The sequence below is a fragment of the Pseudoalteromonas xiamenensis genome (assembly GCF_017638925.1).
Classification (GTDB): domain Bacteria; phylum Pseudomonadota; class Gammaproteobacteria; order Enterobacterales; family Alteromonadaceae; genus Pseudoalteromonas; species Pseudoalteromonas xiamenensis.
In genome coordinates this window covers 2,358,972-2,385,942 of sequence record NZ_CP072133.1, presented here as the reverse complement: position 1 = coordinate 2,385,942, position 26,971 = coordinate 2,358,972, and the positions used below count along the sequence as shown (strand labels likewise).

General features: G+C 44.3%; 31 protein-coding genes, 5 tRNA genes, 3 pseudogenes and 1 riboswitch. Of the genes and pseudogenes, 9 read left to right on the top strand and 30 right to left on the bottom strand.

Features of this window, described 5'->3' with window-relative positions; translation table 11 throughout:
• Positions 1 to 8: 8 nt before the first annotated feature.
• The 5 genes from J5O05_RS11585 to J5O05_RS11570 all read left to right on the top strand — a co-directional run bounded on the left by J5O05_RS11585 (position 9) and on the right by J5O05_RS11570 (position 1,718).
• A complete protein-coding gene (locus tag J5O05_RS11585) occupies positions 9 to 740 on the top strand; it encodes a hypothetical protein (protein ID WP_208842178.1) in 732 nt (243 codons plus the stop codon).
• Positions 730 to 999, top strand: a complete 270-nt coding sequence (locus J5O05_RS11580) for a hypothetical protein (RefSeq protein ID WP_208842177.1) — start codon at positions 730 to 732, stop codon at positions 997 to 999. The genes J5O05_RS11585 and J5O05_RS11580 overlap by 11 nt, the downstream gene beginning before the upstream one ends.
• An 8-nt stretch (positions 1,000 to 1,007) precedes the next feature.
• On the top strand, positions 1,008 to 1,160 hold the full coding sequence (locus J5O05_RS11575) for a hypothetical protein (protein ID WP_208842176.1): 153 nt from the start codon (positions 1,008 to 1,010) through the stop codon (positions 1,158 to 1,160).
• Positions 1,153 to 1,284, top strand: coding sequence for a hypothetical protein (locus tag J5O05_RS22475; RefSeq protein ID WP_280117642.1), 132 nt, complete (start codon positions 1,153 to 1,155; stop codon positions 1,282 to 1,284). The genes J5O05_RS11575 and J5O05_RS22475 overlap by 8 nt, the downstream gene beginning before the upstream one ends.
• 170 nt (positions 1,285 to 1,454) lie before the next feature.
• Entirely contained in the window at positions 1,455 to 1,718 is a 264-nt protein-coding gene (locus J5O05_RS11570) for a hypothetical protein (protein ID WP_208842175.1), read from the top strand.
• A gap of 67 nt (positions 1,719 to 1,785) precedes the next feature.
• Here J5O05_RS11570 and J5O05_RS11565 read toward each other — a convergent pair whose 3' ends face one another.
• From J5O05_RS11565 to orn, 22 genes and pseudogenes are all read right to left on the bottom strand, one after another.
• Positions 1,786 to 3,582 (bottom strand): recombinase family protein, encoded by a 1,797-nt coding sequence (locus J5O05_RS11565; protein WP_208842174.1) that lies wholly within the window; start codon positions 3,580 to 3,582, stop codon positions 1,786 to 1,788.
• 177 nt (positions 3,583 to 3,759) lie between these two features.
• Positions 3,760 to 4,839 (bottom strand): annotated as a pseudogene (gene alr, locus J5O05_RS11560) (alanine racemase).
• Positions 4,839 to 6,219: pseudogene (gene dnaB, locus J5O05_RS11555) on the bottom strand (replicative DNA helicase). The pseudogenes alr and dnaB overlap by 1 nt, the downstream one beginning before the upstream one ends.
• Positions 6,220 to 6,344: 125 nt before the next feature.
• Positions 6,345 to 7,109, bottom strand: a complete 765-nt coding sequence (locus J5O05_RS11550; protein WP_341874689.1) for a DUF4097 family beta strand repeat-containing protein — start codon at positions 7,107 to 7,109, stop codon at positions 6,345 to 6,347.
• The gene (locus tag J5O05_RS22730; protein ID WP_341874688.1) at positions 7,036 to 7,299 is read right to left on the bottom strand and encodes a hypothetical protein; all 264 of its coding nucleotides are present in this window, start codon (positions 7,297 to 7,299) and stop codon (positions 7,036 to 7,038) included. The genes J5O05_RS11550 and J5O05_RS22730 overlap by 74 nt, the downstream gene beginning before the upstream one ends.
• A 14-nt stretch (positions 7,300 to 7,313) precedes the next feature.
• Positions 7,314 to 7,793 (bottom strand): hypothetical protein, encoded by a 480-nt coding sequence (locus tag J5O05_RS11545; RefSeq protein WP_208842173.1) that lies wholly within the window; start codon positions 7,791 to 7,793, stop codon positions 7,314 to 7,316.
• Positions 7,780 to 8,331 (bottom strand): RNA polymerase sigma factor, encoded by a 552-nt coding sequence (locus J5O05_RS11540; RefSeq protein ID WP_208842172.1) that lies wholly within the window; start codon positions 8,329 to 8,331, stop codon positions 7,780 to 7,782. The genes J5O05_RS11545 and J5O05_RS11540 overlap by 14 nt, the downstream gene beginning before the upstream one ends.
• A 216-nt stretch (positions 8,332 to 8,547) precedes the next feature.
• Complete coding sequence (locus J5O05_RS11535) at positions 8,548 to 10,272, bottom strand: DUF7305 domain-containing protein (RefSeq protein WP_208842171.1); 1,725 nt, start codon at positions 10,270 to 10,272, stop codon at positions 8,548 to 8,550.
• On the bottom strand, positions 10,269 to 10,775 hold the full coding sequence (locus J5O05_RS11530; RefSeq protein WP_208842170.1) for a PilW family protein: 507 nt from the start codon (positions 10,773 to 10,775) through the stop codon (positions 10,269 to 10,271). The genes J5O05_RS11535 and J5O05_RS11530 overlap by 4 nt, the downstream gene beginning before the upstream one ends.
• Before the next feature lie 10 nt (positions 10,776 to 10,785).
• Positions 10,786 to 11,193, bottom strand: a complete 408-nt coding sequence (locus J5O05_RS11525) for a type IV pilus modification PilV family protein (RefSeq protein WP_208842169.1) — start codon at positions 11,191 to 11,193, stop codon at positions 10,786 to 10,788.
• Positions 11,184 to 11,642: a GspH/FimT family pseudopilin gene (locus tag J5O05_RS11520; protein ID WP_208842168.1), complete on the bottom strand. Its 459-nt coding sequence runs from the start codon at positions 11,640 to 11,642 to the stop codon at positions 11,184 to 11,186. The genes J5O05_RS11525 and J5O05_RS11520 overlap by 10 nt, the downstream gene beginning before the upstream one ends.
• Entirely contained in the window at positions 11,629 to 12,021 is a 393-nt protein-coding gene (locus tag J5O05_RS11515) for a type IV pilin protein (RefSeq protein ID WP_244369580.1), read from the bottom strand. Before J5O05_RS11515 ends, J5O05_RS11520 begins: the two co-directional genes overlap by 14 nt.
• 244 nt (positions 12,022 to 12,265) lie before the next feature.
• Complete coding sequence (gene rplI / locus J5O05_RS11510; RefSeq protein WP_208842166.1) at positions 12,266 to 12,718, bottom strand: 50S ribosomal protein L9; 453 nt, start codon at positions 12,716 to 12,718, stop codon at positions 12,266 to 12,268.
• 35 nt (positions 12,719 to 12,753) lie between these two features.
• Complete coding sequence (gene rpsR, locus J5O05_RS11505) at positions 12,754 to 12,981, bottom strand: 30S ribosomal protein S18 (protein ID WP_005493466.1); 228 nt, start codon at positions 12,979 to 12,981, stop codon at positions 12,754 to 12,756.
• Positions 12,982 to 12,992: 11 nt separating this feature from the next.
• Positions 12,993 to 13,316 (bottom strand): primosomal replication protein N, encoded by a 324-nt coding sequence (gene priB, locus J5O05_RS11500; RefSeq protein ID WP_208842165.1) that lies wholly within the window; start codon positions 13,314 to 13,316, stop codon positions 12,993 to 12,995.
• A 37-nt stretch (positions 13,317 to 13,353) separates the two neighbouring features.
• A complete protein-coding gene (gene rpsF / locus J5O05_RS11495; protein WP_208842164.1) occupies positions 13,354 to 13,695 on the bottom strand; it encodes a 30S ribosomal protein S6 in 342 nt (113 codons plus the stop codon).
• A 188-nt stretch (positions 13,696 to 13,883) separates the two neighbouring features.
• A tRNA-Gly gene (locus J5O05_RS11490) sits at positions 13,884 to 13,959 on the bottom strand.
• A gap of 120 nt (positions 13,960 to 14,079) precedes the next feature.
• Positions 14,080 to 14,155 (bottom strand) — tRNA-Gly (locus J5O05_RS11485).
• A gap of 120 nt (positions 14,156 to 14,275) precedes the next feature.
• Positions 14,276 to 14,351: transfer RNA gene (locus J5O05_RS11480), tRNA-Gly, on the bottom strand.
• A gap of 120 nt (positions 14,352 to 14,471) precedes the next feature.
• Positions 14,472 to 14,547: transfer RNA gene (locus tag J5O05_RS11475), tRNA-Gly, on the bottom strand.
• A gap of 119 nt (positions 14,548 to 14,666) precedes the next feature.
• Positions 14,667 to 14,742 (bottom strand) — tRNA-Gly (locus J5O05_RS11470).
• Positions 14,743 to 14,910: 168 nt separating this feature from the next.
• Positions 14,911 to 15,456, bottom strand: a complete 546-nt coding sequence (gene orn / locus J5O05_RS11465; protein ID WP_208842163.1) for an oligoribonuclease — start codon at positions 15,454 to 15,456, stop codon at positions 14,911 to 14,913.
• A 160-nt stretch (positions 15,457 to 15,616) separates the two neighbouring features.
• On the opposite strand from orn, the gene rsgA reads away from it, so the two are divergent.
• From rsgA to J5O05_RS11445, 4 genes are all read left to right on the top strand, one after another.
• Entirely contained in the window at positions 15,617 to 16,672 is a 1,056-nt protein-coding gene (gene rsgA, locus J5O05_RS11460) for a small ribosomal subunit biogenesis GTPase RsgA (protein WP_208842162.1), read from the top strand.
• A gap of 318 nt (positions 16,673 to 16,990) precedes the next feature.
• Positions 16,991 to 17,857 (top strand): archaetidylserine decarboxylase, encoded by an 867-nt coding sequence (asd, locus tag J5O05_RS11455; RefSeq protein ID WP_208842161.1) that lies wholly within the window; start codon positions 16,991 to 16,993, stop codon positions 17,855 to 17,857.
• 232 nt (positions 17,858 to 18,089) lie between these two features.
• A complete protein-coding gene (locus tag J5O05_RS11450) occupies positions 18,090 to 18,599 on the top strand; it encodes a hypothetical protein (protein ID WP_208842160.1) in 510 nt (169 codons plus the stop codon).
• A complete protein-coding gene (locus J5O05_RS11445) occupies positions 18,596 to 19,126 on the top strand; it encodes a hypothetical protein (protein WP_208842159.1) in 531 nt (176 codons plus the stop codon). The genes J5O05_RS11450 and J5O05_RS11445 overlap by 4 nt, the downstream gene beginning before the upstream one ends.
• Before the next feature lie 54 nt (positions 19,127 to 19,180).
• Here the strand turns inward: J5O05_RS11445 and J5O05_RS11440 are convergent, their stop codons facing one another.
• The 8 genes and pseudogenes from J5O05_RS11440 to J5O05_RS11405 all read right to left on the bottom strand — a co-directional run bounded on the left by J5O05_RS11440 (position 19,181) and on the right by J5O05_RS11405 (position 26,832).
• Positions 19,181 to 19,939, bottom strand: a complete 759-nt coding sequence (locus J5O05_RS11440) for a HesA/MoeB/ThiF family protein (protein WP_208842158.1) — start codon at positions 19,937 to 19,939, stop codon at positions 19,181 to 19,183.
• Positions 19,936 to 21,455, bottom strand: a pseudogene (gene thiD / locus J5O05_RS11435) (bifunctional hydroxymethylpyrimidine kinase/phosphomethylpyrimidine kinase). The gene J5O05_RS11440 and the pseudogene thiD overlap by 4 nt, the downstream one beginning before the upstream one ends.
• A gap of 29 nt (positions 21,456 to 21,484) precedes the next feature.
• Positions 21,485 to 22,267 carry a thiazole synthase gene (locus J5O05_RS11430; RefSeq protein WP_208842157.1) on the bottom strand — a complete coding sequence of 261 codons (783 nt, stop codon included), beginning with the start codon at positions 22,265 to 22,267 and terminating at the stop codon, positions 21,485 to 21,487.
• 49 nt (positions 22,268 to 22,316) lie between these two features.
• Complete coding sequence (gene thiS, locus J5O05_RS11425) at positions 22,317 to 22,472, bottom strand: sulfur carrier protein ThiS (RefSeq protein ID WP_341874687.1); 156 nt, start codon at positions 22,470 to 22,472, stop codon at positions 22,317 to 22,319.
• On the bottom strand, positions 22,469 to 23,473 hold the full coding sequence (locus J5O05_RS11420) for an FAD-dependent oxidoreductase (protein WP_208842156.1): 1,005 nt from the start codon (positions 23,471 to 23,473) through the stop codon (positions 22,469 to 22,471). The genes thiS and J5O05_RS11420 overlap by 4 nt, the downstream gene beginning before the upstream one ends.
• A 77-nt stretch (positions 23,474 to 23,550) precedes the next feature.
• Positions 23,551 to 25,503, bottom strand: coding sequence for a phosphomethylpyrimidine synthase ThiC (thiC, locus tag J5O05_RS11415; RefSeq protein ID WP_244369578.1), 1,953 nt, complete (start codon positions 25,501 to 25,503; stop codon positions 23,551 to 23,553).
• A 186-nt stretch (positions 25,504 to 25,689) separates the two neighbouring features.
• A riboswitch (TPP riboswitch) is annotated at positions 25,690 to 25,790 on the bottom strand.
• A 145-nt stretch (positions 25,791 to 25,935) separates the two neighbouring features.
• Complete coding sequence (locus tag J5O05_RS11410) at positions 25,936 to 26,346, bottom strand: META domain-containing protein (protein WP_208842155.1); 411 nt, start codon at positions 26,344 to 26,346, stop codon at positions 25,936 to 25,938.
• 84 nt (positions 26,347 to 26,430) lie between these two features.
• Positions 26,431 to 26,832, bottom strand: coding sequence for an acyl-CoA thioesterase (locus J5O05_RS11405; RefSeq protein ID WP_208842154.1), 402 nt, complete (start codon positions 26,830 to 26,832; stop codon positions 26,431 to 26,433).
• Between the last annotated feature and the right edge of the window lie 139 nt (positions 26,833 to 26,971).

The window sequence follows — 26,971 nt, the reverse complement described above, 5'->3', positions numbered from 1 at the left end:
GGTGTTATGTGAAAAAACATAAAAGAGTAAAAGAGGGTAGTGGTACTCGCGATAAATCAAAGGCGACGTCTAGTGTGGATGAGTATTTGAACGATATGAAGCAAATAGACAGAAAAGCGAAGTTTTATGCTGGGCTTGAGGTGAAGCGCGAAATTGCATCTCTAAATAAGTATCAAAGGGAGTTGTACGCCAAGATGCAAAGCTGGAATTTGCAAGAGATGGCAAGAGTGCAGCTAGAGGCGAGAGATTTCATTAAATCCCTGGCAGATATAACTAATGACAAAATAGCGTTCATGCTTACACTCACGGCCAAGAAGTACTATTCATACGGATTTAATTTGAAAGAATTAATAGCTACGGGTAATAGGTTTTTGTATTTTTTTAGCAAAGGAAATTACGTATTGAATGGGTGGGCTTTCTTGGAATTAAAAGAAGGCTGGCACCCTCACTTACACATCATTTTATATCAAAATGAAGATAGGACAGGGTTGTCAACAAATGATTATATCAAGCCACTACTTCAATTCGGCTTTGCAATGAATCAGTGCTTAAAGCTGAACCCGGAGCATTGCGACATTACACCGGTCCTTTGCGACCCCGAATATCTGGTTGCGGATTATTTAATGAAGGAGGCTGGGGTTGGTATTGAGATGTTTGACTTAATGGAGCCGCTGCATAAAGGTCAGATTGATGGTGGTCGTTTGATAGAAAAATTTGGAGTGATAATCAATGAAGTTTGATGAGTTTATTAATGGGATTTCTGTTCGACCTCCTGAGCCTCAGGGTGTTGAGTTGCATAGACTTAAGGGGCGGGAGACGAGCGAGCTTATCGAAAAATTCAATGCCGCGCTTTCTGGTAATGATGCTGCTGAATTATCGGCAATCAGTAAGATTTTGTTTTCTCGATTTCAGTTAAATTTGAAGAGAACGTCCAATGTTGGGGAGTCAATCAATGAGATTGGCAATATGCTCAGTATTATTTATCACAAGTTACATTAGGAGAGATTGTGAAATTAATGGAAGTTAGAAAAACATTGAACCTTCAGCCTGAGTTGGCTGAAAGTTTGACCCGGCTTGCAGTCAAGCTGCAAACAACAGAACAGCGACTAATTCGCGGAATTTTATCAAAGGTATTAGTAGAGGTATCAAGTAATGACTAAAAGCAAACAGCCTATCAATCAGCAATCGTGGTTTGTAGAATTCAAACAGAAAATGGAGCATATGAAGGGTGTGGAAACTCAACTTCCATCAGGCTCTGAGGCCAAGTCAGATGTTGCATCATAAGTTTTCAGATAAGACGTTTATTATTAATGCGCTACTAAGTGGTGGCGGAGACCCAAGAATGACAAGGCGAATGGCATTATATGTCATTATTAATTTCTTGTTTGGTGGTCGTCACCCTGACCCTGTAAGTGCTGAGAAGGCTAGACGCTTACTGTTAAGGGCTTTTCGAAATGTTATATAGCCACCGAGATGTTTGTCGTAGTTTGGATGAAATTTCATCATTGGAATTGAAGACCCATCAACAGACAGTGGTTATGTTGATTGAGTTGTACTGGGATTTAAAGGCTGCCGAATTTATACGGATGATTGATGATGAGGATTCTGGTGTTCTTGGTAGGCTTCTGTCTGGCAGTCGCTTGTGCACCAATGGTGACTGCCATCACAATATTAGTGGTGGTCGTGGTCATTCTCAGAAGCGTGATAAGTGTTTTTAATGGCAATTCTCATGAGTATTAATATCAATGCCAATGTCGTAGTCGACCAAGTTGCGGCAAAGTAACCCTACCATTTAAGGGGGTGAATTAAATAGCTTTGTGTGCTTGATTCTCCTTCAATGGGGATGCTTTTAATTGTCCAGAAATCTGCTGATGTGTTTGTCCAAATATCTTTTTGGTGTCCGTTTTTAAACCTTATTCTGAATACTAGGTTTTTGTTTGTTTTGCACTGGACACCAGAGTCATCAAGGATTCTCTTTACAGTGGGGTGGTGTATCTTTAATCCAGTATCTTCAGCGAGTTTCTTGCGGTCTAGTTTATGACCAAGTCCATATCTAAAAATTTCTATCCGCTCAACAATGTCCATCATAATGTCGCGTAGTTTAAGTCTTGACTCATTGTCACCTGACTGCATTAAGCTCTCCTGAAGTGCCGTTATTTGTTGGAGGTGCTCTCTTAAAGTCTCTGGTGATGAAGTTGTAACCTCCTTTTCCAGTCTTGCTATTTCGGTCTTGGTAGTGTCAATGGAAATTGAAACGTTCTCTAGATTGGTTCTGATGCGCTCCAAAGCCTTTTTAGATATTTTGGCGCCGAAAGACAACTCATCTACCAACCTATCTTCTTGGTTGTTTAATTCACGAAGCTTCTTCTTGTATTTAGCGATTTGCTCAAGCGCCTCCTTTTCTTGGTTGGATTGAGTGTAGTTAATGATTTCTTCCATGTGAACTTGGTCTGCGCAATATTTGATTACAGCGCGTTCTAGTATCGATGCTTTGAAAGTACCTGCGGTGCAAACTGTGCTTCCTTTGCTGGCTTGTCCTTGGCACCTTAATCTTCTTGCCCAGTCTTTTATTTGCCCATCTTTATCCAGAACCTTATCCTTGCTTGATGCTTGCTGGCTTACATACGAACTGCCGCAATAACCACATTTAGCAATACCTAATCCGGTTAAGAATGAAGGGTTTCTAGTGCTGACCCCTTTGGAATTATGGCGGTTCTTTCTGATATTTTCGCACCTTTCAAACTGTTCTTTACTAATTACCACGGGGTAATAATCAGCAAATATGAACGGTTTGTCGTTGAGCATTGATTTGAATTTTGCCTCACCCATTAGTGAGCGTGACTTCATGATTGCTTCTACTGAACTTGAACTCCAATCTGTATTTTTGCTAAATGTTTTCAGCCCTTCGGCATTGAGCGCCTTGGCGATAAGTGTCGCTCCATTGCCACCTTCGTACAATTGGAACATTTTGCGAATGACCGCAGTTCTTTCTGGTATTTCTGTATATCCGACAGGAGAATTGTTTTCGCCCAACTTTCTCTTCACCCATGAAGGCTCTTGACCTGACTTAATGATGCCGCCTTCATATCCTTCCAGCATCTTATGGAATGCTTTTGATGTTCTTTGTGATTTTGACTTTGATTCCGAATGCGCCCTCTCGAGTTCGACAATTACCTTTATTATTGTTCCTAAGTCATTGTGGCTTTTTATCTCGAATACATTGTCGTCACCCGAATAAACTACAATTTTAATTCCGCCTTTTACAATGTCTCGAATTACATCGTAAGCGTCATCAGGATGCATTCTGGATATTCGGTCTATATTTTCACACACTAGCACAGAGCCTTTTGGGAACTGGTCTAGCGATTCTTTGAACGCACCTAAGCCGCCTTTAGATGATGTGTTATCGCCTGAGAAGCCGCTCACCCCATCATCAATGATAACTTTCGACAAAGGCATGTTGTGCCGTTCGGCATATTTAACGGCAAGTTCTTCTTGTCGTTTTAGTGACGTATTTCGCCTTTGCTTTCCGGAAGACCAGCGGATATAAGATATGACTTGTGGGGAGTTTGCAGCTTCCATAATTGCGCTTTTGAATTATTAATGATGCGTGTATGTTAACACACTTTGAAATGGATTTACCTTGGCGAACATCGCGATAATGGTGGCGTGCGAAAACTGATAGCGACGCTCCAAGGTCAATAAACCCATTCAACCTAGGGAAAAATGGGCTTTCAACAGAGTTGATTATGCGCGTACTTAACCTAAATACTCGTAGCTCACTCGCGGTGTAACGTTACACAGCAATTCATACGGGATCGTTCCCGCACTCTCGGCAATTTCTTCGACGGGCAGATTTAGATTTCACATTTCGACGGCATCACCAATCTTAACGTTATCGGTATTCTCACCAATGTCGACGGTGATCATATCCATGGAAACACTACCGACAATCCCAAAGCGTTTACCCGCAATCATGACTGGAGTGCCTTCTTTGGCATGTCTTGGGTATCCATCACCATAACCAACAGCAATAACGGCTAAATAGGTGGTTTCTTTCGCTTGCCAACGTGAGCCATACCCCACCCCTTCGCCTTTCGCCACTTTGCGAATTGCGATGACCTTCGTTGTGAGTCGCATGACGGCTTTAAGGCCATGATCTGAACCAATTTGGCCAACCATTGGCGACACACCATACAGCATCAAACCCGGACGCACCCAATCGCCATGACTGCTTGGCCAACCTATTATCCCCGCGGAGTTCGCTAGACAACGCGCCTCGTGATGAGAGTTTATAATATGCTGAAATGTAGCGATTTGTTTTGTTGTTTTGTCATTGGCCAGATCATCTGCGCAAGCAAAGTGGGTCATCAAATTAACGTTCGGTTTGGCATTGGCACAGGCTTTTAAACGACGATAGAACGATTCGAACTGTGAGGGTTCTATTCCAAGACGATGCATTCCAGTATCCACTTTCAACCAAGTCGCAATGGGTGCATCCAAATTAGCGGTTTCCAAAGCAACCAGTTGCGTTTCATCGTGGATAATAGTCTGGAAATTGTTGGCCAATAGAATGGGCAAATCCGCTTCATGGAAAAAGCCTTCCAACAACACGATTGGCTTTGTAAGCCCGCCCGCGCGAAGCGCTAGCGCTTCATCAATACGAGCGACCGCAAATGCATCCGCTTCCGCCAAATGTTGTGCAATCTTTACTAATCCATGCCCATATGCATTTGCTTTCAATACCGCCATAATTTTGCTTTGTGGTGCAAATGCTTTGGTTCTTGACAGGTTAAAAGACAGTGCTTCTAAATCAATTTCTGCAGCAACTAAACGCATTAATACTCATCTTCAAATGCCGGACCGGCGTAATTATCAAAACGCGAGTATTGGCCTTGGAACGTTAACCTAACCTTACCAATCGGACCATTACGCTGCTTACCGATAATTATTTCGGCAATCCCCTTATCTGGACTGTCTTCGTGATATACCTCATCACGGTAAATAAACATGATTAAGTCGGCATCCTGCTCGATGGACCCTGATTCACGAAGATCCGAGTTTACGGGGCGTTTATCGGCTCGTTGTTCCAATGTACGGTTGAGCTGCGACAGCGCCACAACTGGACACTGCAATTCTTTTGCTAAGGCTTTTAATGAACGTGAGATTTCCGCGATTTCTAGGGTACGGTTATCCGATAAACTTGGAACACGCATGAGCTGCAAGTAATCCACCATGATCATGGAAATACCGCCATGATCACGCGCAATACGGCGTGCACGTGAACGAACGTCGGTTGGTGTAAGACCTGAGGCGTCATCGACATACATCTTACCTTTGTCCATGAGAAGTCCCATTGTCGAAGACAAACGCGCCCAATCATCGTCATCTAACTGGCCTGTACGCACTTTGGTTTGGTTAATACGACCAAGCGAAGCGAGCATCCTCATCATGATCTGTTCTGATGGCATCTCTAGTGAGAAGATAAGCACAGGCTTGTCTTGCGTCATCGCCGCATGTTCACACAAGTTCATGGCGAACGTGGTTTTACCCATTGATGGACGCGCCGCGACAATAATCAAATCGGAAGGTTGCATACCCGCCGTCATTTTGTCTAAGTCGTTGTACCCTGTACTGACCCCAGTTACACCATCTTGTGGTGACTGGTAGAGCCTCTTCAATTTTATCGACCGTCTTTTCCAAAATGGCGTGAATACTTTGCGGGCCTTCCGTACTTTTTGTACGCTTTTCCGCAATTTTGAATACTTTACTTTCAGCAAGATCCAACAGCTCATGACTGTCACGACCTTCTGGATTAAAACCTGCTTCGGCAATCTCATTGGCCACGCCAATCATTTCGCGTACAACTGCCCGTTCACGTACGATGTGCGCATAGGCATCAATGTTCGCAGCACTCGGCGTGTTTTTGGCGATTTCAGCCAAATAAGCAAATCCGCCCACACTCGCCAATTGATTGTTCTTTTCCAACGTTTCGGAAATCGTGATTAAATCGATAGGTTGGCCAAGTTCAACCAACTTTTCCATCGCTTCGAAAATCAACTTGTGCGTTCGTGTGTAAAAATCGTGAGAGACAACGAGTTCCGCCACGCGGTCAAATGCCTCGTTATCCAGCATCAATCCACCCAATACCGATTGCTCGGCTTCAATGGAGTGCGGTGGGACTTTTAGTGATTCGACTTGTTTATCCGGTCTTGCCATCTTGCTTATTACCTTGGAAGTGAAGCTCTATTCTATCGGCTTCGAAGGAATGTGCAAACCGTCAGGAAGGAAATCACCAGAAGAACCTAAAAAACGATGCTTCTGGTGACAATTAATGCAAAAAATTAACGATTCTTGAGTGTGATGTTGCCACTGACCGTGTCAATTTCAATGTCTGCTTTACCACCATTCGTTGAAAAGTTTAAGCGTCGAGAGCCTGAATATTTTGCCTTTGCGGCTTGTTCGTCGCTCAATTTGTTATGAATACTGCCACCCGAATGCGTTTGGATATCAAAATTTGCAGACACATTGGTTGGGAAATACAGTTCTGTGTCACCACTTACGCTGTTAATATCAATGCGCGCGCCGGACAATAGCTCTTCAACGTAAATCTCCGCCTCGCCATTAACGGTATTGTAATCCAGGCTTTTAAGCTGTTTAAAACGGAACTCCACTTCACCGTTCACGTTTTCAAATTTCACATCTTGGGCTTCAGTGTCACTGTTCACTTCACCATTGACGGCGTTAATACGTAGCGAGCCTTTCGAGTGACGGTCTTTAATGTCACCGTTAACCGTTTCTAGATGGATATCCCCTTCCAAATCCGCCGAAGTAACTCCGCCATTTACCGTTGATAAATGTGTCGTTCCTATCAGTTTTGTCGCTTTGATATCACCGTTTACCGTCTTAACGCGAGTGAGGTTCATTAGGTCACTCACCGACACATCCACATTGACACCTTCGTAATTCAACGCACTTTGTCTTGGTACGTAAATGACCAAATCGGAACCATCACTGTTGTCGCGCCACTTCTTATTACGTGGTGTGTTGACTATAAACTCTGTCACGTTGCCATTGGTTTCCAAACGATACCCTTTGGCGAGACTCATCCAGTTCACCCGTTACTTTAAAAGACGCTTTGTCCCACGCCTTAATAACCACATCACCACGGTCATTTTCGATGATAATTTTACCGTCCACAGGCACATCGATTTGTCTATCAATGCGTTCGGCTGCAAAGCTACTTGCTGAAAGTAATAGCCCAGGGATTAATGCGAGTGTCATAACTGATAATTTCATAATCTTTTCCTATCCTAAATTTGTTGCCATGTGGGCTGATGGACTTTGTTAATCAGATCCAGTTGCTGTTGGTAAACTTGCGATAACATACGAAGCAGCGCTGCATTTTGCGGGTCGGCTTCGAGTGCTTTACGAATAGCCGCCTCGGCTGATTCCAGCTCAACGAGCTGTGTTTGCCAGTTATCCGTTAACGCCGGTTGCTCTTTGTATTTCACTAATAAACTTTGTTTTTGTGTTTCAAAGAAATCCGCTATCACGACGGCGTTATTAGGCTCACGTTGCATCGTTACCACGATGCTTAAAACCGCCGCCACACTGCATGCCGCAACTCCCATCCAAGGTTTAACGCGAGATCTACTTGTTTGCTGTGGCGCTTCAGTGACGATTGCACGCTCTATTCCTGTCCAAAGGTCACGCTCAGGCGCAATCTCTCTTGGTAGGGAGTTCAATTCTTCATTGAGCATGTCATTGAACGACTTTTTATTCATTTTCATACCACTCCTGCATCAGTTGTCTTGCGCGATGATATTGAGCCTTACTTGAACCTACTGCCATGCCCATTAAGTCAGCTATTTCTTCATGTCGATATCCTTCAACGGCATGAAGCACAAACACCAATCTCGCTCTTTCTGGCAATCGTACAATCAACTTGTCTAATCCACCGAGCATTGGGCAACTTTCAACGTCAGCTTGTTCCATACCTTCTTCTTCAAAACTCACCACTCGTTGCAGCCAGTTTTTTTGCTTACGTAAATAACTGATAGCAATGTTGCTCGTCACACTATGCAGCCAAGTACTAAATTGGGATTGGCCATTAAACTGATCCAATTTATTCCATACTTGGACGAACACTTCCTGACACACATCCTCTGCACTATGAGGATCTGCGGTCAAGCGCAGACTCAGGGCATAAACACGTTTTTCATGACGAGAAAACAAATCTCGAAACGCGTGTTGACAACCAGAGACGCATCGAGTGATCAACGCTTGCTCGTCTTCCTGTAAGAACGCCTGTTTAGCGTCTATCAACATGAGTCTTTCCCATTTTTATTCTATTTTGAGTACATGCTATTTAAACATGCTTTGATAACTAAGACGAAACAGCCTAACGAAAGGTTTAAATGAATTGCAAAAAAACACGTTGTTGTTTGAAATAGAATGGAAATTTCAACGTAAAAATTGAATTGAGTGAAGTAAAAAGCGGGGGTAGGCACATTTTCCATAGGATATCTGTGCCCTGTAGACACTTTATTCCGTTGGCAGCTTGTATCGCCATCCTAAGAAGGTAATTTTCGCGGCTTGCTTCAGTGATGTACTGCCGCCTAGCTGAATATTTTTCAACGCTGCATCAAAATGGACACCGCTTCCGCCAGACGCGTTAATGGAAGCGCCTCTCACTGTACCATAAAGCTGCCCACTGCCTTTCATAATAATCGTGGTACGCGGTGCATAAATAGCGGCATATAGATCGGTAGCGCCGCTAAAAATAAACCCTTCAGGGTCTGAATTTGATGAAAAGAAGCTCAAAGAAGCAAAGCCACTTTTTGTTAATCCTTCTTGTGCTGTGATAATTTTTGCGCTCGCCCCTATATCGACTTTCCCAGTAACAAAAATAGTTAAACTACTTTCTTTTGTAATGTAAATACGGGTATCACCTGACATCACGAAATCGCCATCAATAAGCCAGATTACATCTCCACCTCGAATAGTGACTTGACTATCACTCGTCAGCGATGCCCCTTTCATACCAAAGACAAGTGGCTCATCCGCTCCCACACTGCCTTGATTCGCAGTCATGGCGTCTAGAATATAGATTGATTGTGAAAACGGGGTACGCGTACCTGAGCCATTTTTCGTGAAATAACCAATACTTGGGGTAAAATCAAACTCCTGAGTTGGTCCCGTTTTGAAAGGTCGAAATAAAGAAGATTGCTCCATAACATCGGGCATATTTAGCGGTAGCGCTAACGGATCACATTCTTTATCTGGTTTTCTTGGATCATAGTCCGGTGACGTTGGGTCATACACTCTGACGGGTTCAACATTCGGGTTCACATTAAAACGCGAGTTACTGTACGGAAGTCCTTGCTGTGAATGTTTGCTGCTATCATCGAAGTTACCTCGCCCACCATACTGGATGGCAAAGTCATCATTGTTCACGTTACCAATTTTACTTCCCCATTTCATGGTTGCATCACCATTGACGCGAACGGTGCCGGTGACCAAACCACCTCGGTGTAAATAAAAACCGCCTGATAAGATATTCCCTTCGACTCGCGTTCCCCCGCCGTAGGAAATATCTACTCCAGTATTTGAATGAATGTCGCCAATAATGGGCGAAGAACCTTGCAAATAAATCACGCCTGAGGCTTTCACATCCCCTTTAATTGGTGAATGACCCGCAAGCACCACATCCGAATCACCGATTACCGTATTCACGTCTCCATCATTGGTTTTGGTTTCTTCATAGCTGCCTTTAGAAGAATCATAACTGTCAACCGAACCGCTACCAGACAAATTTACCCCTTTGCACCCAGTCACGGCATGACTAAAAACAGATTCATACACCGCACCTTGAAACGCAAATCGAGCGACTAGACTTGCATTCGCATCTTTGTTGTGTCTCGAACCAGTTGAATGTATTTCAAACTCAGAATCCGATACTTTGACTAAGTTCGTCGCAAACAGCGCATCAGCGTTAATACTCCCTTTTCCCGATTGCTTACCGTAAAGCTCCAGCAACTTATCCACGGTCAAGGTTGCATCGTTCGGTAATTCATTTTGAAGAGACTCTGCGTGCGTGAAAATCCCTTGCTCTGATAGCAATCGTGCATTGAGATCTTTTTGGAAGTTGCCGCTCATACGTTCTTGCACAATCGATTCTTTCAATGCTGCAAACACCACGATGCTCGCCATTGTCGTGAGCAACATGACGGTGATTAGGGTAAACCCTTTTGGCGCTTTTTTCATCATGGCGTACTTCCATAGGCATTAGTCAGAACCAACTGTGATGCTGCAATGTCAATGCGTACACCATTTGCAAAAGGCGCTGGCATATTTGCCGAGCGAATGAAAATACTGACTAACAAATTGTTATATTGGAATCTCGCTGTGTTAAGGCCCTTCACCAAATTGACTTTGCCGACACCATTATTGCACACCAAAAAGTCCCCCTCTCGGGTATAGGTTTCTTCGTAGGCATTTGCAATGACCTGACCACTGCAGCTGATGGTATTTCCGCTTTGAGACAAGACTAATCGTGTCCCTTCATCAAACACTTGGAACTCACGAATTGTTTGCTTAATGCTGCGCGTAAGCACTTGATTACTGTAACGTACGACCTCTTGCGCTATCTCTAAATCACGGGTCGTAGACAAGGTGCTTTTGATTGCACTGTACGACATAGCTACGCCAGACAACAAAATAAGTCCCGCGACCATTGCAACCAACAATTCGATTAACGTATACCCTTTCATCACTCACCCATTAACAGTTATTGGGCAGTGTTGGATACGCAACACTCAAGCGGATCTGGTTGTCGAGCGAGTTTTCCATGCGTTCATCAAACCAACGAACTGAAACGGCCATATTTTTCGCAAAAGCGTTAGGCATGATTAGCTCAAATACGCGACTCTGTGGTTGGATTGCTTGTTTAAAACTGGCTTCGTTATAACGGTCAACAACACCATGTTGTAATTGGCATTGTTCTATCCACATACGCTCAATCGCATTTTGCCCTTGCACAAGTGCCAATGAATAGTAGTAACTGTTCGTCGCAAATTGCAGTGCTTTCAGTTGTGTTGCAGCCAATCCCAACAGCGCGACGCCAGCGACAACAATAGAAACCATCACTTCCAACAGTGAAAATCCTGGAGCAGGTTGGCTTAAGCGCATGCGTTTTGTCCTTCTGCAAGCCAGCTTTGGCCACTTAATAGCGTGCAAAATCGAATGTCCGTGGTACTCACATCGTTATCGGTAATTAGCACGTTACTTGCTTGACTCACTTCGCCGGACTGACGGATCTGCAACGAGGGAAACGCTATAGAAATAGTAGCGTGGGCTATCGATACTCGACGCAGCTCTATCTCTTCCCCATTTATCATCTCGATAACACGCCAGTCTTTATCACTCGCACGTAACTCAAGTGCAACGTCACGTTTTACCGCTTCGTCGCGCGCAAAGCGATAAAGAGCTTGAATCTGATTCGCCTGGGTAACTAACCTGTCGCGTTTGATTTGTGTGATAAAGCTTGGCATCGCAAGCACACTTAAAATAGCCACAATGGCCACACCGATGACAAGTTCCGTTAGTGTAAATCCACGGGTCTGTTTACCAGCAACCATCGCTTGATGCTCCTAGTTTAGACTGATGATCAATGCTCAGTGTCCCACAGATATCTCCTGTTTGACCCGAACCGGATTTAGGTGCTGCACTGAGCTTATAAGCGCGGAAATAATCATCGTCAATGGCCGTCAAAGGCACATACGTGAAGGTGTAGTACTCACTCACTGGTACATCATAATTTTTGGGATAACCACCCTGACGAGTATAAATACGTTCTAAGTGAGTCGCTGTTTGGAACATTGTTTGCTGTGCTTCATTGCGGCGACTTTCTTGTATATAACGAGCGTAACTCGGCATCGCTAAACTGTATAAGATCCCAAGAATGGCTATTGCAATTAAAAGCTCTACGAGCGTAAAACCAGCAAAACGACTTTTCACTTCTAACTCCACAAATGACACCGCTGTCATTTATAAATACATTGATATTGCGAATTTGTAAACAGGGACAAACTCTCAACAGGATAACATGACAATTATACCGATTAAAGGTACTTACATTACATGCAATTACACCGTGTGCGCATGTGAGGTTTCATCATCCGATAATGAATTATTCTTTGAATTTATTTTGAGGCGAGAGAGAGAAATTGCCGCGTGTTAAACACGCGGCACGCTTAATAAATTAAGCTTCAGCGATAACGATTACTTTGATCGTTGCAGTAACTTCAGAGTGAAGTTGAATCGCTACGTCAAACTCACCAGTTTCACGGATTGAACCTAGTGGAAGACGAACTTCTGACTTAGCTACTTCTAGGCCAACAGCAGTGATCGCGTCAGAAATGTCGCGAGTACCGATTGAACCGAAAAGTTTACCTTCGTCACCAGCTTTAGAAACAAGAGTAACTTCTGCAAGAGCAGCTAGTTTCTCTGCGCGCGCTTGTGCTGCAGTTAGCTCTTCAGCTACTTTAGCTTCAAGTTCTGCACGACGTGCTTCAAAAGTTTCAACGTTAGCTTGAGTCGCTGGAACTGCTTTACCACGTGGGAAAAGGAAGTTACGAGCGTAGCCAGATTTAACAGCAACCTGGTCACCCAAGTTACCTAGGTTTGCGATCTTGTCTAGTAGAATAACTTGCATGTCTCTACACCTTTTAAAAACTGTTAAACCGCTGCTTACTTGTGTAAGTCAGTGTATGGAAGAAGGGCTAGGTAGCGAGCGCGCTTGATAGCTGCTGCTAGTTGGCGCTGGTATTTAGCGCTTGTACCAGTAATACGGCTTGGTACGATTTTGCCACTTTCAGTCACATAGTTTTTAAGAGTAGCTAGATCTTTGTAATCGATTTGTTGTACGCCTTCTGCTTTAAAACGGCAGAATTTACGACGTCTGAAATAACGTGCCATGAGTAATTTCCTCAATTAATTCTTTCAATATGCTGAGCATGCAGTACAAGTTGACTCAAACCATTTCGGCTTTCGTGTCGGTTTAAAAAACCGCTTACTTGTATTACCTGTCCAACGTATAAATGCTGTGTTTGAGACTGAAATTGTTCTCCACTAGCAACTACTTGAAGACGAACATAACTTTGTCGCTCCATCCCTGCTTCAATTTGTGTTGAGCGATGCTCTAGCACGAATTGGCAGTGAGAAATGCCAGCTGGGCTTTGGCTAAATTTCGGTGTTTTACACACCGTACCGGATAAAACGAGTAAATTGCTAAACGGATTCGTTTGCACCACTCACCTCATCGCCCGGAGATTCAGAATCAATTAACGATTAAGCAGATGCTGCTTCTTTTTTCTCTTCTTTTGCAAGAGGAGACGCTTCAGTTACCGCGTTTTTAGTACGCATAACTAGGTTACGAAGCACTGCATCGTTGTAGCGGAAAGAAGTCTCAAGCTCGCTGATTACTTCGTATGGCGCTTCAACGTTCAATAGAACATAGTGTGCTTTGTGAAGCTTTTCGATTGGGTATGCCAATTGACGACGACCCCAGTCTTCTAAACGGTGAATAGTACCGCCAGCTTCTGTGATAGCACCAGTATAACGCTCGATCATACCAGGTACTTGCTCACTTTGATCTGGGTGAACCATGAATACGATTTCGTAATGACGCATGGATATTCCTTACGGTTAATTAAGCCTCGTCCCGTTTCGGCCGGTCGGGTTAAGGCAAGGAACGATAGTTACAAGGCCGAAAGAGCGCGTATTTTACGCGTAGCGCTAAAATTAAGCAATAAAATTTATATGGGAATTCGAGCGAAATTGATAGTTAGATGATATTTCAGAAGATTAACTGAGGAATTTGGAGCGGCACATGAGGTTCGAACTCATGACCTCAACCTTGGCAAGGTTGCGCTCTACCAGCTGAGCTAGTGCCGCTTCATGGTTTGCCCATTTTTTAGAATACTTGAGCGCAACGGGTTGCGTCTTTCATTCTTAGCAGCTGAGCGAGTGCCGCTTCGTAGGTTTTCTTCTATTTAAAACACCGAAGAGAGTGTTTGGAGCGGCACATGAGGTTCGAACTCATGACCTCAACCTTGGCAAGGTTGCGCTCTACCAGCTGAGCTAGTGCCGCTTCATGGTTTGCCCATTTTTTAGAATACTTGAGCGCAACGGGTTGCGTCTTTCATTCTTAGCAGCTGAGCTAGTGCCGCTTCGTAGGTTTTCTTCTATTTAAAACACCGAAGAGAGTGTTTGGAGCGGCACATGAGGTTCGAACTCATGACCTCAACCTTGGCAAGGTTGCGCTCTACCAGCTGAGCTAGTGCCGCTTCATGGTTTGCCCATTTTTTAGAATGCTTGAGCGCAACGGGTTGCGTCTTTCATTCTTAGCAGCTGAGCGAGTGCCGCTTCGTAAGTTTTCTTCTATTTAAAACACCGAAGAGAGTGTTTGGAGCGGCACATGAGGTTCGAACTCATGACCTCAACCTTGGCAAGGTTGCGCTCTACCAGCTGAGCTAGTGCCGCTTCGTAGTTTGCCCATTTTTTAGAACGCTGGAGCGCAACAGGTTGCGTCTTTCATTCTTAGCAGCTGAGCTAGTGCCGCTTCATGATTTTCTTCTATTTTAAACACCGAAGAGAGTGTTTGGAGCGGCACATGAGATTCGAACTCATGACCTCAACCTTGGCAAGGTTGCGCTCTACCAGCTGAGCTAGTGCCGCTTCGTAATTTGCCCTTTATTTAGAATGTTGGAGCGCAACGGGTTGCGTCTTTCATTCTTAGCAGCTGAGCGTGTGCTGCTTTAAACTTGAGATAGATTTGCCCCACAAGACTTCTCTACTCAAGCGGGGCGTGATTTTACAAAATAGAATGGGGTTTGCAAGTACTTTTTACAGTTTGAAGAACTTTTCTTGGTAAACCTTCAATTCCATAATGGAATCTTTGATATCGTCTAAAGCAAGATGAGAACTTTTCTTCTTTACTTGCGTCAACAATTCCGGTTTCCAACGACGTGCAAGTTCTTTAATGGTACTTACATCAATATTTCGGTAATGGAAGTACGCTTCAAGTTCTGGCATGTACTTCACCAAAAAGCGTCTATCTTGACCAATTGAGTTACCACACATAGGTGACTTACCAGGAGGAACCCAATGTTTAAGGAAATCTAATGTTTCTTTTATAGCGTCAGCTTCAGTATAGGTCGACGCTTTGCAGCGTGCAGTTAAACCTGAGCGGCCATGTTGATTGATACACCACTCATCCATATTATCAAGCAACTCGTCGCTTTGATGGATAGCGATAACCGGACCTTCTGCCAAAACATTGAGGTCGCCATCGGTTACAACTGTACCAATTTCTAAAATTTTATCGGTTTCTGGCTCTAGGCCAGTCATTTCGAGATCTAACCAGATCAGATTTGATTCATGAAAAGACATACACTACCTTAACGGTACTTCCTTTAGATCTAACGCAATAAGATATATCATATTCGCTTCATCCACTGACCAAAAGCTTTTTTTGCCAGAAACCTTGCCTAAATCAAGTTATCTAGCAAAGCTAAGCATAGGCCATTAACAAAAAACCGTACATTATTTCATGGCAAAGCAGAAAAAATTAAGTCACGGCCAATCTAGACGGATCAACGCGAACCACCAAAAACGCTTAAGTAAAGCTAAGCGCGACAGCGGCTCAAAAGACGTTCAGTGGCAAACCGATAATTTAGGGCAACCTGAATCCGCTTTAGTAATTAGTCGTTTCGGACAACACGCTGATATAGAAACAGTACAAGGTGAAGTGCTACGTTGCAACATTCGCCGTACAGTTAAAAGTATCGTTACTGGTGATGAAGTGGTGTTTCGTCGCGCAAAAGTCAGTGAAGGTGACTTAGCCGGTGTCATTGAAGCCGTTGAAGAACGTCGCTCTCAGCTCACTCGTCCCGATTTCTATGATGGCGTTAAAGTAGTTGCTGCAAATATTGATCAAATCTTAATGGTTTCTGCCGTTGTGCCTGAATTCACACCGCAAATCATCGATCGCTATTTGGTGGCCTGCGAAGACATGGGCATTCCTCCAATTCTACTTCTCAATAAAGTCGACTTATTAGATGAGGAAAGCCGCGAGTTTGTTGAAGATGTGTTAGATATCTATCGTGAGTTGGACTATCAAGTCTTATTAGTCAGTAATGAAACCGGTGAAGGTATCGACGAGCTCAAACACTTACTTATAGACAAAAACAGTATTTTTGTCGGTCAATCCGGCGTTGGAAAATCCACCTTAGTTAATACTGTCCTACCTGATGCGAAGATTTTAACGCAGCAAGTGTCGGAGAATAGTGGCCTTGGTCAACACACCACAACTGTATCTCGATTACATCATTTACCAAGTGGCGGTAACTTGATTGACAGCCCAGGGATCCGAGAGTTCGGTCTTTGGCATCTGGATCCCGAGCGTGTGACGTGGTGTTTCAGAGAATTCCGCGAATACATCGGTGGCTGTAAATTCCGTGACTGCAAACATTTAGACGATCCTGGCTGTATTTTGCGTGAGGCCGTTGATGAAGGTAAAATCAGCGAAATGCGCTTTGAAAACTATCATCGAATCTTAGAATCGATGGCCGATGGCCGAGCAGGCGCTAGAGTCCCAAGGGTGTAAACGAAAAGTTCGATTTTGATGGTATTTTAACCCCGTCAATTTAGTATGCTTATAAAAGGGTCAGACTGCTGATCCTTTTATGTCCCTTTCATGCTTAGCCTGCACTCACTTTAATTTTTGTATTTTCTCTATCAGTCTTTTACGCCGTCCAAGAGTTCAATAGGTTTGAATGCGTCGCCAACGACAGAGCCATTTAGAGATCCCACGCTTGTTACTTCTGAATAACCCCAAAAATCCGAACGACGGATCAAATTTCTTATCCAGCACAGCCAATAACTTGTGCTACTATCTGCAAAATTTTGCGAACAGGATCTTATCGTGAGCTTAGATAAACTAAAAATTGCGTTTCAATATGCTTTGCCAAAACATGGTATTTCTCGCTTGGTTGGGAAACTTGCGGCTGCAGAGGCAGGTGCGTTGACCACCGCGTTGATAAAATTGTTCATCAAACAATATAAGATCGACATGACTGAAGCATTGCATGAAGATCCTGCGCACTATAAAACGTTTAATGAATTCTTTACCCGTCCACTTAAACCGGGTATTCGTCCATTGGCAGATGCAAGCGACATCATTGCACACCCTGTTGATGGAGCAATTAGCCAACTTGGTGATGTCATTGATGGGCAAATCATTCAAGCTAAAGGCCATGACTACAGTTTACAAACGCTTTTAGGCGGCAAAGAAGAAGATGTAGCTCCATATTTAGGCGGAAAATTCGCATGTATTTATTTGGCACCCAAGGATTATCACCGAATCCACATGCCAATTGATGGTGTGCTACGTAAGATGATTTACGTGCCGGGCGATTTGTTTTCAGTGAATCCACTTACCGCACAAAATGTCCCGAATTTGTTTGCTCGTAACGAACGTGTAGTGGCGATATTCGATACGGCAATTGGCCCACTTTCGATGGTATTGGTCGGTGCAACAATCGTCGCAAGCATAGAAACAATTTGGGCTGGCACAGTTACGCCACCAGCAGGAAAAGACGTATTCAGTTGGGAATACCCAACAGAAGGAATGAATGCGATTGAGCTGAAAAAAGGCGACGAAATGGGCCGCTTTAAATTAGGTTCAACCGTTATTCTTGCTTGGGGTGCAAATCAAGCTGAATTTTTAGCGGACCAACAACCTGAAACGGTAACCCGCATGGGTACGCCTTTTGCGACCATCAGCCAGTAAACATATATACAATGTCTTTAAAAGCCAGCGTGTCGCTGGCTTTTTTTATCCTAACTTTCCCGAATTCTGATTCACGTCTGCATTTTTAAAAAAGACATGGTTGCTCATTGACCTGTAAAAAAGAATTGAACATTTTTTCCTCAGCTTGTTGGCCAAATCGGTAAATCCATGTTTAAATAAAGGGTACTTCACATTGCAGTCGTGAAGTCTTTGTCATTTAAAAGGATATTATATGAAACAATGTATTGCAGCTCTGCTGTCACTTGTTAGCTTGTCCTCTATTGCAGCTGAAGTCCCTGTCATTGAATTAGATGGCGCTCCAGTCAAACTCACTATCGATGATTTTTCACCCATCACTAAGAGGTTTGGCCCTCGTGATGCGATAGTCGGTTATGAAGCGCTGATTGATGTAAACAGTGACTCCCCACTATCGCAGCTCATTATTGAAAGTGATGGATTGCTGAAAACAAAATGGTATGCCGCAAATTTCGGTGTAACGACCCGTTTTTACTGTAGTGGAACTCCTGTCGCAATGAGTAAAGCGTTTGGATACCGTGATTTACGCAAGGTCGTATACGCGGAGCCTCATGTTGAAGAAATTAGATACGACATTGCTACTTGCTCACAATTGAAGATTGAAATTACCAAAGATGGTTCGCTATCAAGACAGTTTTACACGCAAATCGAGTCCATCGAGTTCAATGTATCTCTGTCTGGAAATCAGCAAGGAGAAGCCGAATGAGCAACCTACTTAAATCGCTAACGATTGGTACATTCATTTTGACAAGCCAGCATGTCCTTGCGGATGGGTTTGATCAGTCGTTTACGTTGCAAGATTTCACTCAACAAGACGGGGTATACTCAATCAACGTGGATACATCAACATTACCCTATCAGCCTGTTCTGACGTTAACAGTCGCAACTGAAGGTGAAGGTAAACTGGTGACTGGTCAACGCACAGCTTGTACGTATGAAAAAGCGGGTGAATGTGCTGGTGAACTAATTGAGAGCTCGTTTTCTGAATTAGTGTATGAAGCACAAGTATCAGTGTCTTGTGACGACAAGCCGCTCTACAAGCGCTTTATCCACTCAACAGAGCTTACCAATACCGTACTTACAAATAAGTCAGCCTCAGCAAACCTAAAGCACACAGAATACTTAGCAAAAAATACCCTGTGTAGCTCGATTGGTTTGACGATTAGACCTATTGGCGAAACACAGTTAAGTGCTTTGGAAGGCCATTTGAGTCTTGGTCTCTCCACGAAGTAAGCTTGGCAACATCAAGAAGCATGTCAGCATTGGCTTGCTTCTTTTCTTCTTCCTCTAATACGACCCACAACATACACAGTGTGGATCCTTCTGCAACTGAAACACCTGCTGTGCTAACGATTGTCCATCAAAAAAAGCAACATGACTCGGTTTGTTCGCACCAAGAATAATTTGCAGGCACAAGATCACTTGCTGAGACCCTATGACACCAAGTAATGGACTTAGAACACCCAGCGTATCGCAATTTACTGCCCTCGAGGCTGGTTCTTCCGTAGAGTGTCGTGGAAACAAACACTCATAGCACGCACTCTCCATTCGAAAATCAAATGCCATCACCTGTCCAGATGTACCTTGAGCCGCCCCCGCAACTAAAGGGATTTTTTTCGATTGGCAAAAACGATTAATTAAATAACGAGTACTAAAATTGTCCGAACAATCAAGAACACAATCAGCGCCACTCAAACACGACGCGATTGTATCTGACGATACCTTTGCGACATGCGCTTGCAGCACAATGTCATTATTCAAGTTCGCCAACACCTTTTGAGCCGCCTTTGCCTTTTGTTGACCTAAGTGACTTACTTTAAACAAAATTTGCCGCTGCAAATTGGATAATTCAACTGTGTCATCGTCTATCAACGTTAGTCGACCAATACCGCTTGCGGCTAGATACAAGAGCGCAGGACTGCCCAGTCCACCACAGCCCACCACCACGACATGCGCTGACTTTAACTGGAGCTGCCCAACTTCGCCTATGTCAGGCACCAAGAGATGACGACTATAGCGAATACGCTCCTTATCCGTTAGCTTCATTGTTCACCTATTGCCGCTTGTAACTGGCCAATAGCAACGCGATGGTCGTCAGCTTCGGTGATAGCCCGTACTACAGCCACACTTCTCACCCCCGTATCCGCAACATCGCTTGCTCGCGTTAAATCAATACCGCCTATTGCCACTGTCGGATAAAACTCGGCCATTAATGGCACAAAGTAACGCAGCTTCTCCAATCCCTGAATTTGACCCGTCATGTCTTTCGTCGAAGTTGGGTAAATTGCACCAAACGCGAGATAGCTTGGCTTGTAATTGTGCGCACGAACCATCTCGTAAAACCCATGTGTCGACACGCCTAAACAAACACCGGCCTTCTGAATCGCGGCGAGATCCGCACTTACTAAATCCTCTTGGCCTAAATGAACGCCAAATGCTCCATGTTTAATTGCCAACGCCCAATGGTCGTTGATGAAAACGCGAGCACCATAAAGCTGGCCTAATTTTATGGATTCTGCGATTTGTAACTCTAATGTCGGATCACCTGCGTCTTTTATTCGTAACTGCACGGTCTTAACGCCTGCAGATAAACACTTTTCCACCCAATCCAACGAATCCACTACGGCGTACAACCCCAGTTCATCGTCAATGTGTGCAAATCCGGCGGCGAGGCGTTCAGGGTGAGCGCAGTCCAACTCGAGTTCATCCCCAAGCCAACTTCCCCTTCAATAACTTGTGGGTAATCGCCAAGTTCAATAGGGAACCCCCCATGAGCGACAGGCCCGCGCCCTTCACCAAATCGCACTGCCGTCCGTAATCCTTGATTGATGTACGCTTTCGCAAGGATAAACGCATCTTTGAGTGGGTACGCTTTTGCCAAACACGCAGCAATCACTGAAGCAAAACTACATCCCGTACCATGGCTGTGAGGGGTTTGAATTGACATCGAGCCAAGCCAATACTCGTCTTGTCCATTCGAGGCGTAATCAATGCAATACCCCTTTGGATAATCCCAATGCCCACCTTTAATTATCACGTTTGCGATTCCCATGGCATGAAACTTCGTTGCCGCTTCTCGTACAGCGCTTGGGCCAATTAAATAAATCCCTGTGAGCAATTGGGTTTCTTGCGTATTTGGAGTGATCACATCAACAAGCGGAAGTAAATATTTCTTTATTGCCTCAAGTGTATTTTCTTCTGTCAATGCATCACCGCTGGATGCGATGGCAACAGGGTCATACACAACGATCGGTGGCCTAACCCAAGTTTGCTTATAATGGCTCAAATGTTCAGCCACCAGCTCCACTTGAGCCACGTTCGCCAACATGCCAATTTTGATGGCACTGGCCGGCATGTCCTTACCAACCGCAAGCAACTGTGATTCTAATACTTCAAGACTCACACTATTAATCGCAGAGACCTCGACACTGTTTTGTGCCGTAATTGCGGTGATAATACTGCAGCCATGAACACCAAAGCTGTGCATTGCTTTTAAATCGGCTTGGATACCTGCACCGCCACCACTGTCTGATCCTGCGATGCTCCATACTACTTCCGACATGCTAACTCCTACGTGTACTACCTAACTATTTATTGTGATTGATGCCAAAAAGGCATACCCAATGTCGGTGTTGATGGCGCTGCAACCTCTTTTTCAGGCATTGCAACCGCCTCGAAACTCATTCTTCCTGCATCGACGGCTGCTCGAAACGCACTCGCCATGGTTTCAGGACTTCCCGCACCAGCGACGGCGGAATTCAATAAAACACCATCATACCCGATTTCAAGTGCTTGGCAGGCATGTGAAGGCAAACCTAGACCTGCGTCAACTATCAACGTCATATCGGGCAAGCGCTCACGTATCGTTTTAAGCGCATAAGGATTTAAGAGTCCTTTTCCCGTGCCAATTGGTGCGCCCCAAGGCATCAAAACCTCGCAACCACTGTCTGCTAATTTTTGACATAAAACTAAATCATCGGTGCAATAAGGTAGTACTTTAAACCCATCGTTTAATAAAATCTTTGTCGCTTCCAACAGCGCAAATGGATCTGGCTGCAAGTTGTATTCATCACCAATTAGTTCCAGTTTAATCCAATCGGTGGCAAACACCTCACGACACATCTGCGCGAGAGTGACCGCTTCTTTTACACTGTGGCAACCTGCCGTATTTGGTAAAACTCGAAGCCCCAATTCTTTTATTAGATCCCAAAAATCTTGCCCTGCCGACACGGAATTTTGGCGGCGCAATGAGACCGTGACAATATCCGCACCGGAAGCTCGGATAGCGGATTGCATCACCGCTGGCGATGGATAAAGCGCCGAGCCAATCAGCAACCTACTCGTGAACGTTTCTCCATAAATATTAAGCGACATGGATGTTTATCCTCCTTGAATTGGTGACAACACGTCAATACTGTCACCATTATTGAGGACATACCCGCCAAGCATGGAGCCTCGGCACAAATTGTCCATTAACCGCGACTGCGAAAGGTTTCTTGGCGCCTTGCGCGTCAACCACTGCTTGTAATACCGCATCCTCGGAAACTTCGATTGCATCACCATTAAATAAGAGTTTCATAGCAAAACCTCGCTAAGTGCCTCTCGCACCACACTGGGTGCAAGTAAAAAACCATGTCGATATAGCCCATTAATTTCAATCACATTGCCACATCGAGAAATACGCGGACGATTGTCTTTAAATGCGGGTCTTAACCCTGAGCGAAGCGCTAATACCCGTCCTTCGGCAAACCCACTATGTACAGTGTATGCCGCAGACAACAACTCTAAGGTCGAACGCACGGTGACGGGTCCTGTATCTTGAGATTCAATCTCGGTTGCTCCGATCACGAACTCATGATTGGGTTTAGGGGCGATATAAATAGGATAACGCGGATGCATCAGCCTTACAGGCCGCGTAATTGATACATCTTTTGCGTAAACACGTGCAACTTCGCCACGCACCCCACGAAGGTCCTGCATGATTTCTTTTGCTCCAATTCCACGGCAATCAATTATCCAATCAAAATTCTCACCATTGACGCTCTGCTGACACATCGATACTGAGACATTGAAGTGAAATACAACATTTTGTTTCAGCAAGGCACGGTAACTTGCTGTGTAGAAGGCCTGATTATCGAGTTGTCCTTCACAAGGTAAAAAAAGTCCTTGTGTAAAGCGCCCTGTCAGTTCAGGTTCAAACTGACCAATTTGCGTCGCATTAAGGACTGAAACAGAATGCTCCTTGAGCGGCTTAAGTCGCTGCTGAAAACTCAGCAAATCGCCTTTATCCTGATGGTGCGCGACGACCAGAGTGCCTTGCTGTTGGAACATGACGGTGTCATCTAACTCAGCCAGCAGCGTCTGCCACAATGTCATCGACTCTAACCCTTTGAGAGCGAGATCAGCTTCGCATATCACAGATTCTGCCATCGGCGCTAACATCGCTGCAGCGAGTGTTCCAACACTTTGTAGCGTACGTTCATCATCGGCCTCAAAAATGGTCAATGCGTGAGCTTTAGATAACATGAGCGCTGCCACACGGCCTACTAATCCAAACCCAACAATTGCAACTTTTGCCATATCACCTCGTATTACGATTTTGAATCATTGTGGTGTGCCAAGCAGCTCGCTTATGCACACCCTATGCATCACAATAATCAGTTTGGTTTATGGTAAAGTTCTGAGCCTGATGCTTTAAATTCAACGGACTTTGCCTTCATTTCAGCTTCCACATCCACCATTTTGATTTCTATGTGTTCGCCCATGGCATTTGGATCAATACCTTGAGCTTCCAATGACTTAGCAAAATCACGTACATCTTGAGTGATCTTCATGGAACAGAACTTAGGTCCACACATTGAGCAGAAATGTGCCACTTTCCCCGACTCTTGCGGCAATGTCTCATCGTGATAGGACAATGCGCGTTCTGGATCTAAGCTTAAGTTGAATTGGTCGTGCCAACGGAATTCAAATCGCGCTTTTGACAAGGCATTGTCACGAACTTGCGCCCCCGGATGCCCTTTCGCTAAATCCGCGGCATGCGCAGCAATTTTATAGGTAATCAAACCTTCTTTTACGTCTTCTTTATTTGGTAACCCCAAATGTTCTTTTGGTGTGACATAACACAACATCGCACAGCCATACCAAGCGATTTGGGCCGCGCCAATACCTGAGGTAAAGTGATCATAACCTGGGGCAATATCCGTGGTGAGCGGGCCTAAAGTATAAAATGGTGCTTCATCACAATGTTTCAGCTGCTCTTCCATGTTCTCTTTGATCATGTGCATAGGCACGTGACCTGGGCCTTCAATAAAGACTTGAACATCGTGTTTCCAAGCAATTTTTGTCAGTTCACCCAACGTACGTAGTTCACTGAATTGTGCGTCGTCGTTTGCATCCGCAATGGAACCCGGACGTAAACCATCCCCTAGTGAGAACGCCACGTCGTATTGCTTGAGAATTTGGCAGATGTCTTCAAAATGCGTGTACAGGAAGTTTTCCTTATGGTGTGCCAAACACCACTTCGCCATGATAGACCCCCCACGTGACACAATCCCTGTAACCCGTTTCGCGGTCATCGGAACATAACGCAGTAGCACGCCCGCATGAATCGTAAAATAATCAACACCCTGCTCTGCCTGTTCAATGAGCGTGTCTCGAAAAATTTCCCACGTTAAGTCTTCTGCCACTCCGTTCACTTTCTCAAGAGCTTGGTAAATAGGAACTGTACCGATAGGCACTGGCGAGTTACGTACTATCCACTCACGTGTTTCGTGAATATAACGGCCAGTTGATAAATCCATCACCGTATCGGCTCCCCAACGGGTCGACCACACTAATTTTTCAACTTCTTCTTCAATCGACGAGCTTACGGAAGAATTGCCAATATTGGAATTTACTTTCACTAAGAAATTGCGACCGATGATCATCGGCTCTGACTCAGGATGGTTGATGTTACATGGTAAAACTGCTCGTCCACGCGCAATCTCATCACGCACAAATTCTGGTGTTATAAATTCAGGAATAGCAGCCCCATAGGATTCACCTTTGTGTTGCTGTGCCAGCAACTCTTCACGCAACTTCGCACGGCCCATATTTTCACGGATAGCCACATATTCCATTTCAGGCGTCACGATGCCCTGTCGCGCATAATGCATTTGCGTCACATTTTTGCCCGGCTTTGCACGACGAATTTTAGGTAGGTTTTCAAAACGGATGTGATCTAACCCTTCATCGGCAAGACGCTGCTGTGAGAAGTGCGAAGTGACTGACGTTAATTCATCCGTGTCATCACGAGATACTATCCACGTGTCACGAAACTTTGGTAAACCAACACGAACGTCGATTTGCATTTCTGGGTCGGTATAAGGACCTGAAGTGTCGTACACACGAACAGGTGCATTCTTTTCAAAAATCGGATTTTCTTCAGTACCACCAATAAATGAATCATTCAACGTGATTTCGCGCATTCCCACGCGGACACCAGGATGGTCACCGTCAACGTAGACTTTATGACTGTTTGGAAACGGTTGTCCCGTCAGGTTATAAATGTATTCAGAGGCTGCCTCGCGCGACTCGCGGCGGCTTAACTTAGATGTAGAATTTGACATGACTTTCCTCATTGCTCTTAAGGTGTCTTGTCAGATTTCCCACTACAGGAAGAGATAAAGCTCATTGGCTTTAATTGGATCTTACTTGCGAGCGAAGGTTACACCTTCTTTTTTCGCGAATTAACGCTTTTCGGAAAAAGCCCTTAACAACACGAAGCTATTTGCTCACAAGGCCAGTCTTATTTCACAGACTGGCTGCTTGTTCCCTACGCAGGTATTAACCTGATCAGGTTCACGGATCCCGCAAAATGCGATCTCAGCCCAAAAGGGCACTCCGACAAGTAAACGAAATATTGTACACCAAAGAGTCTAACTGAGAATTAGGTTAAGGTACAACCGAAAAACACGTTAATTTCTCATAATCAAAAAACGCGTTTTCAAACCGAGCGTGACATATGAGCTCAAATGAAACGGTTAAGGCGTCGTCTTAAACTACTTAACCGCTTTGAAAAGGAATGTCTGTTCACCAGATAATTGCAGTTTGCCTTCAATAAATGTCGCTTTAACGCCTGACTGTAATAGTGCAAGAAATTGTTGTTCAACGGCGTTACTCGCTTCATCACACAGTTTTCGTGTCATCCCCAAGTTGCCAACTTGCAACGTATTTTCTTGTAACGATGCAGATCCAAAGTAACGGTTACAACCTGAAGAGCCAGACACTTGCAAGGCTTCGATAAATTTCAGACTCACCGGAGCCGAAAATTGTGCTTTTTTCCCATTTAAACTGATCAATTGCCACGAAGTATGTTTGAGCGAATTCTCAGAAATAACTTGGGTTGAACTACAGCCGCTCAATCCAAACAGAAATGCGACAAAAACAGCAAAAACAACGATACTTTTCATGGTCTAATGGCAAATAATAAATTAGGTAAAGTATACACTGCTCTTTTTGCCAGACCCAGTACTTATGCTCAATTACGCCGCTTTTCAGCCTTTATAGGGAATAAAAAGTGAATCAACTGCATCAGGAAGAAACGGACGACCCTGTTCATTAACAGATGTCCCTACAATCAGTGCATCCAACATCACTTTTTCATCACTCATTCGGACCACTCGCTGCAAAAATCCGAACTTGAGTCGACTCAATCTCGTCGGCTCCACTTCAACAACAAAACGATCCCCTGGTTTCAATGAATCTTTAAAATTCATTTCAGCACGGATCACTACAAGATTAATTTTGTCTTCTGCGAGCTTGGCAAAATCAACTCCATTGGCGAGCAAAAATTCATGGCGAGCATGTTCCAAATAATTGAAGTACACCCCATTGTTTACAATCCCTTGCAAGTCGCACTCATAGTCACGCACGCTCAATTCTACTTTAAATGTCATAAACTGATCCTTTTGCTAAATTTGACACGTTTATACCACACTGAATCTATAGACTGGTCTGCTCTATAACAGAAAGTGACAATTTCTGTGCAATCTCGCCTTTTAACATGGTGTGCTTTTGTTAAAATAGCGAGACTAA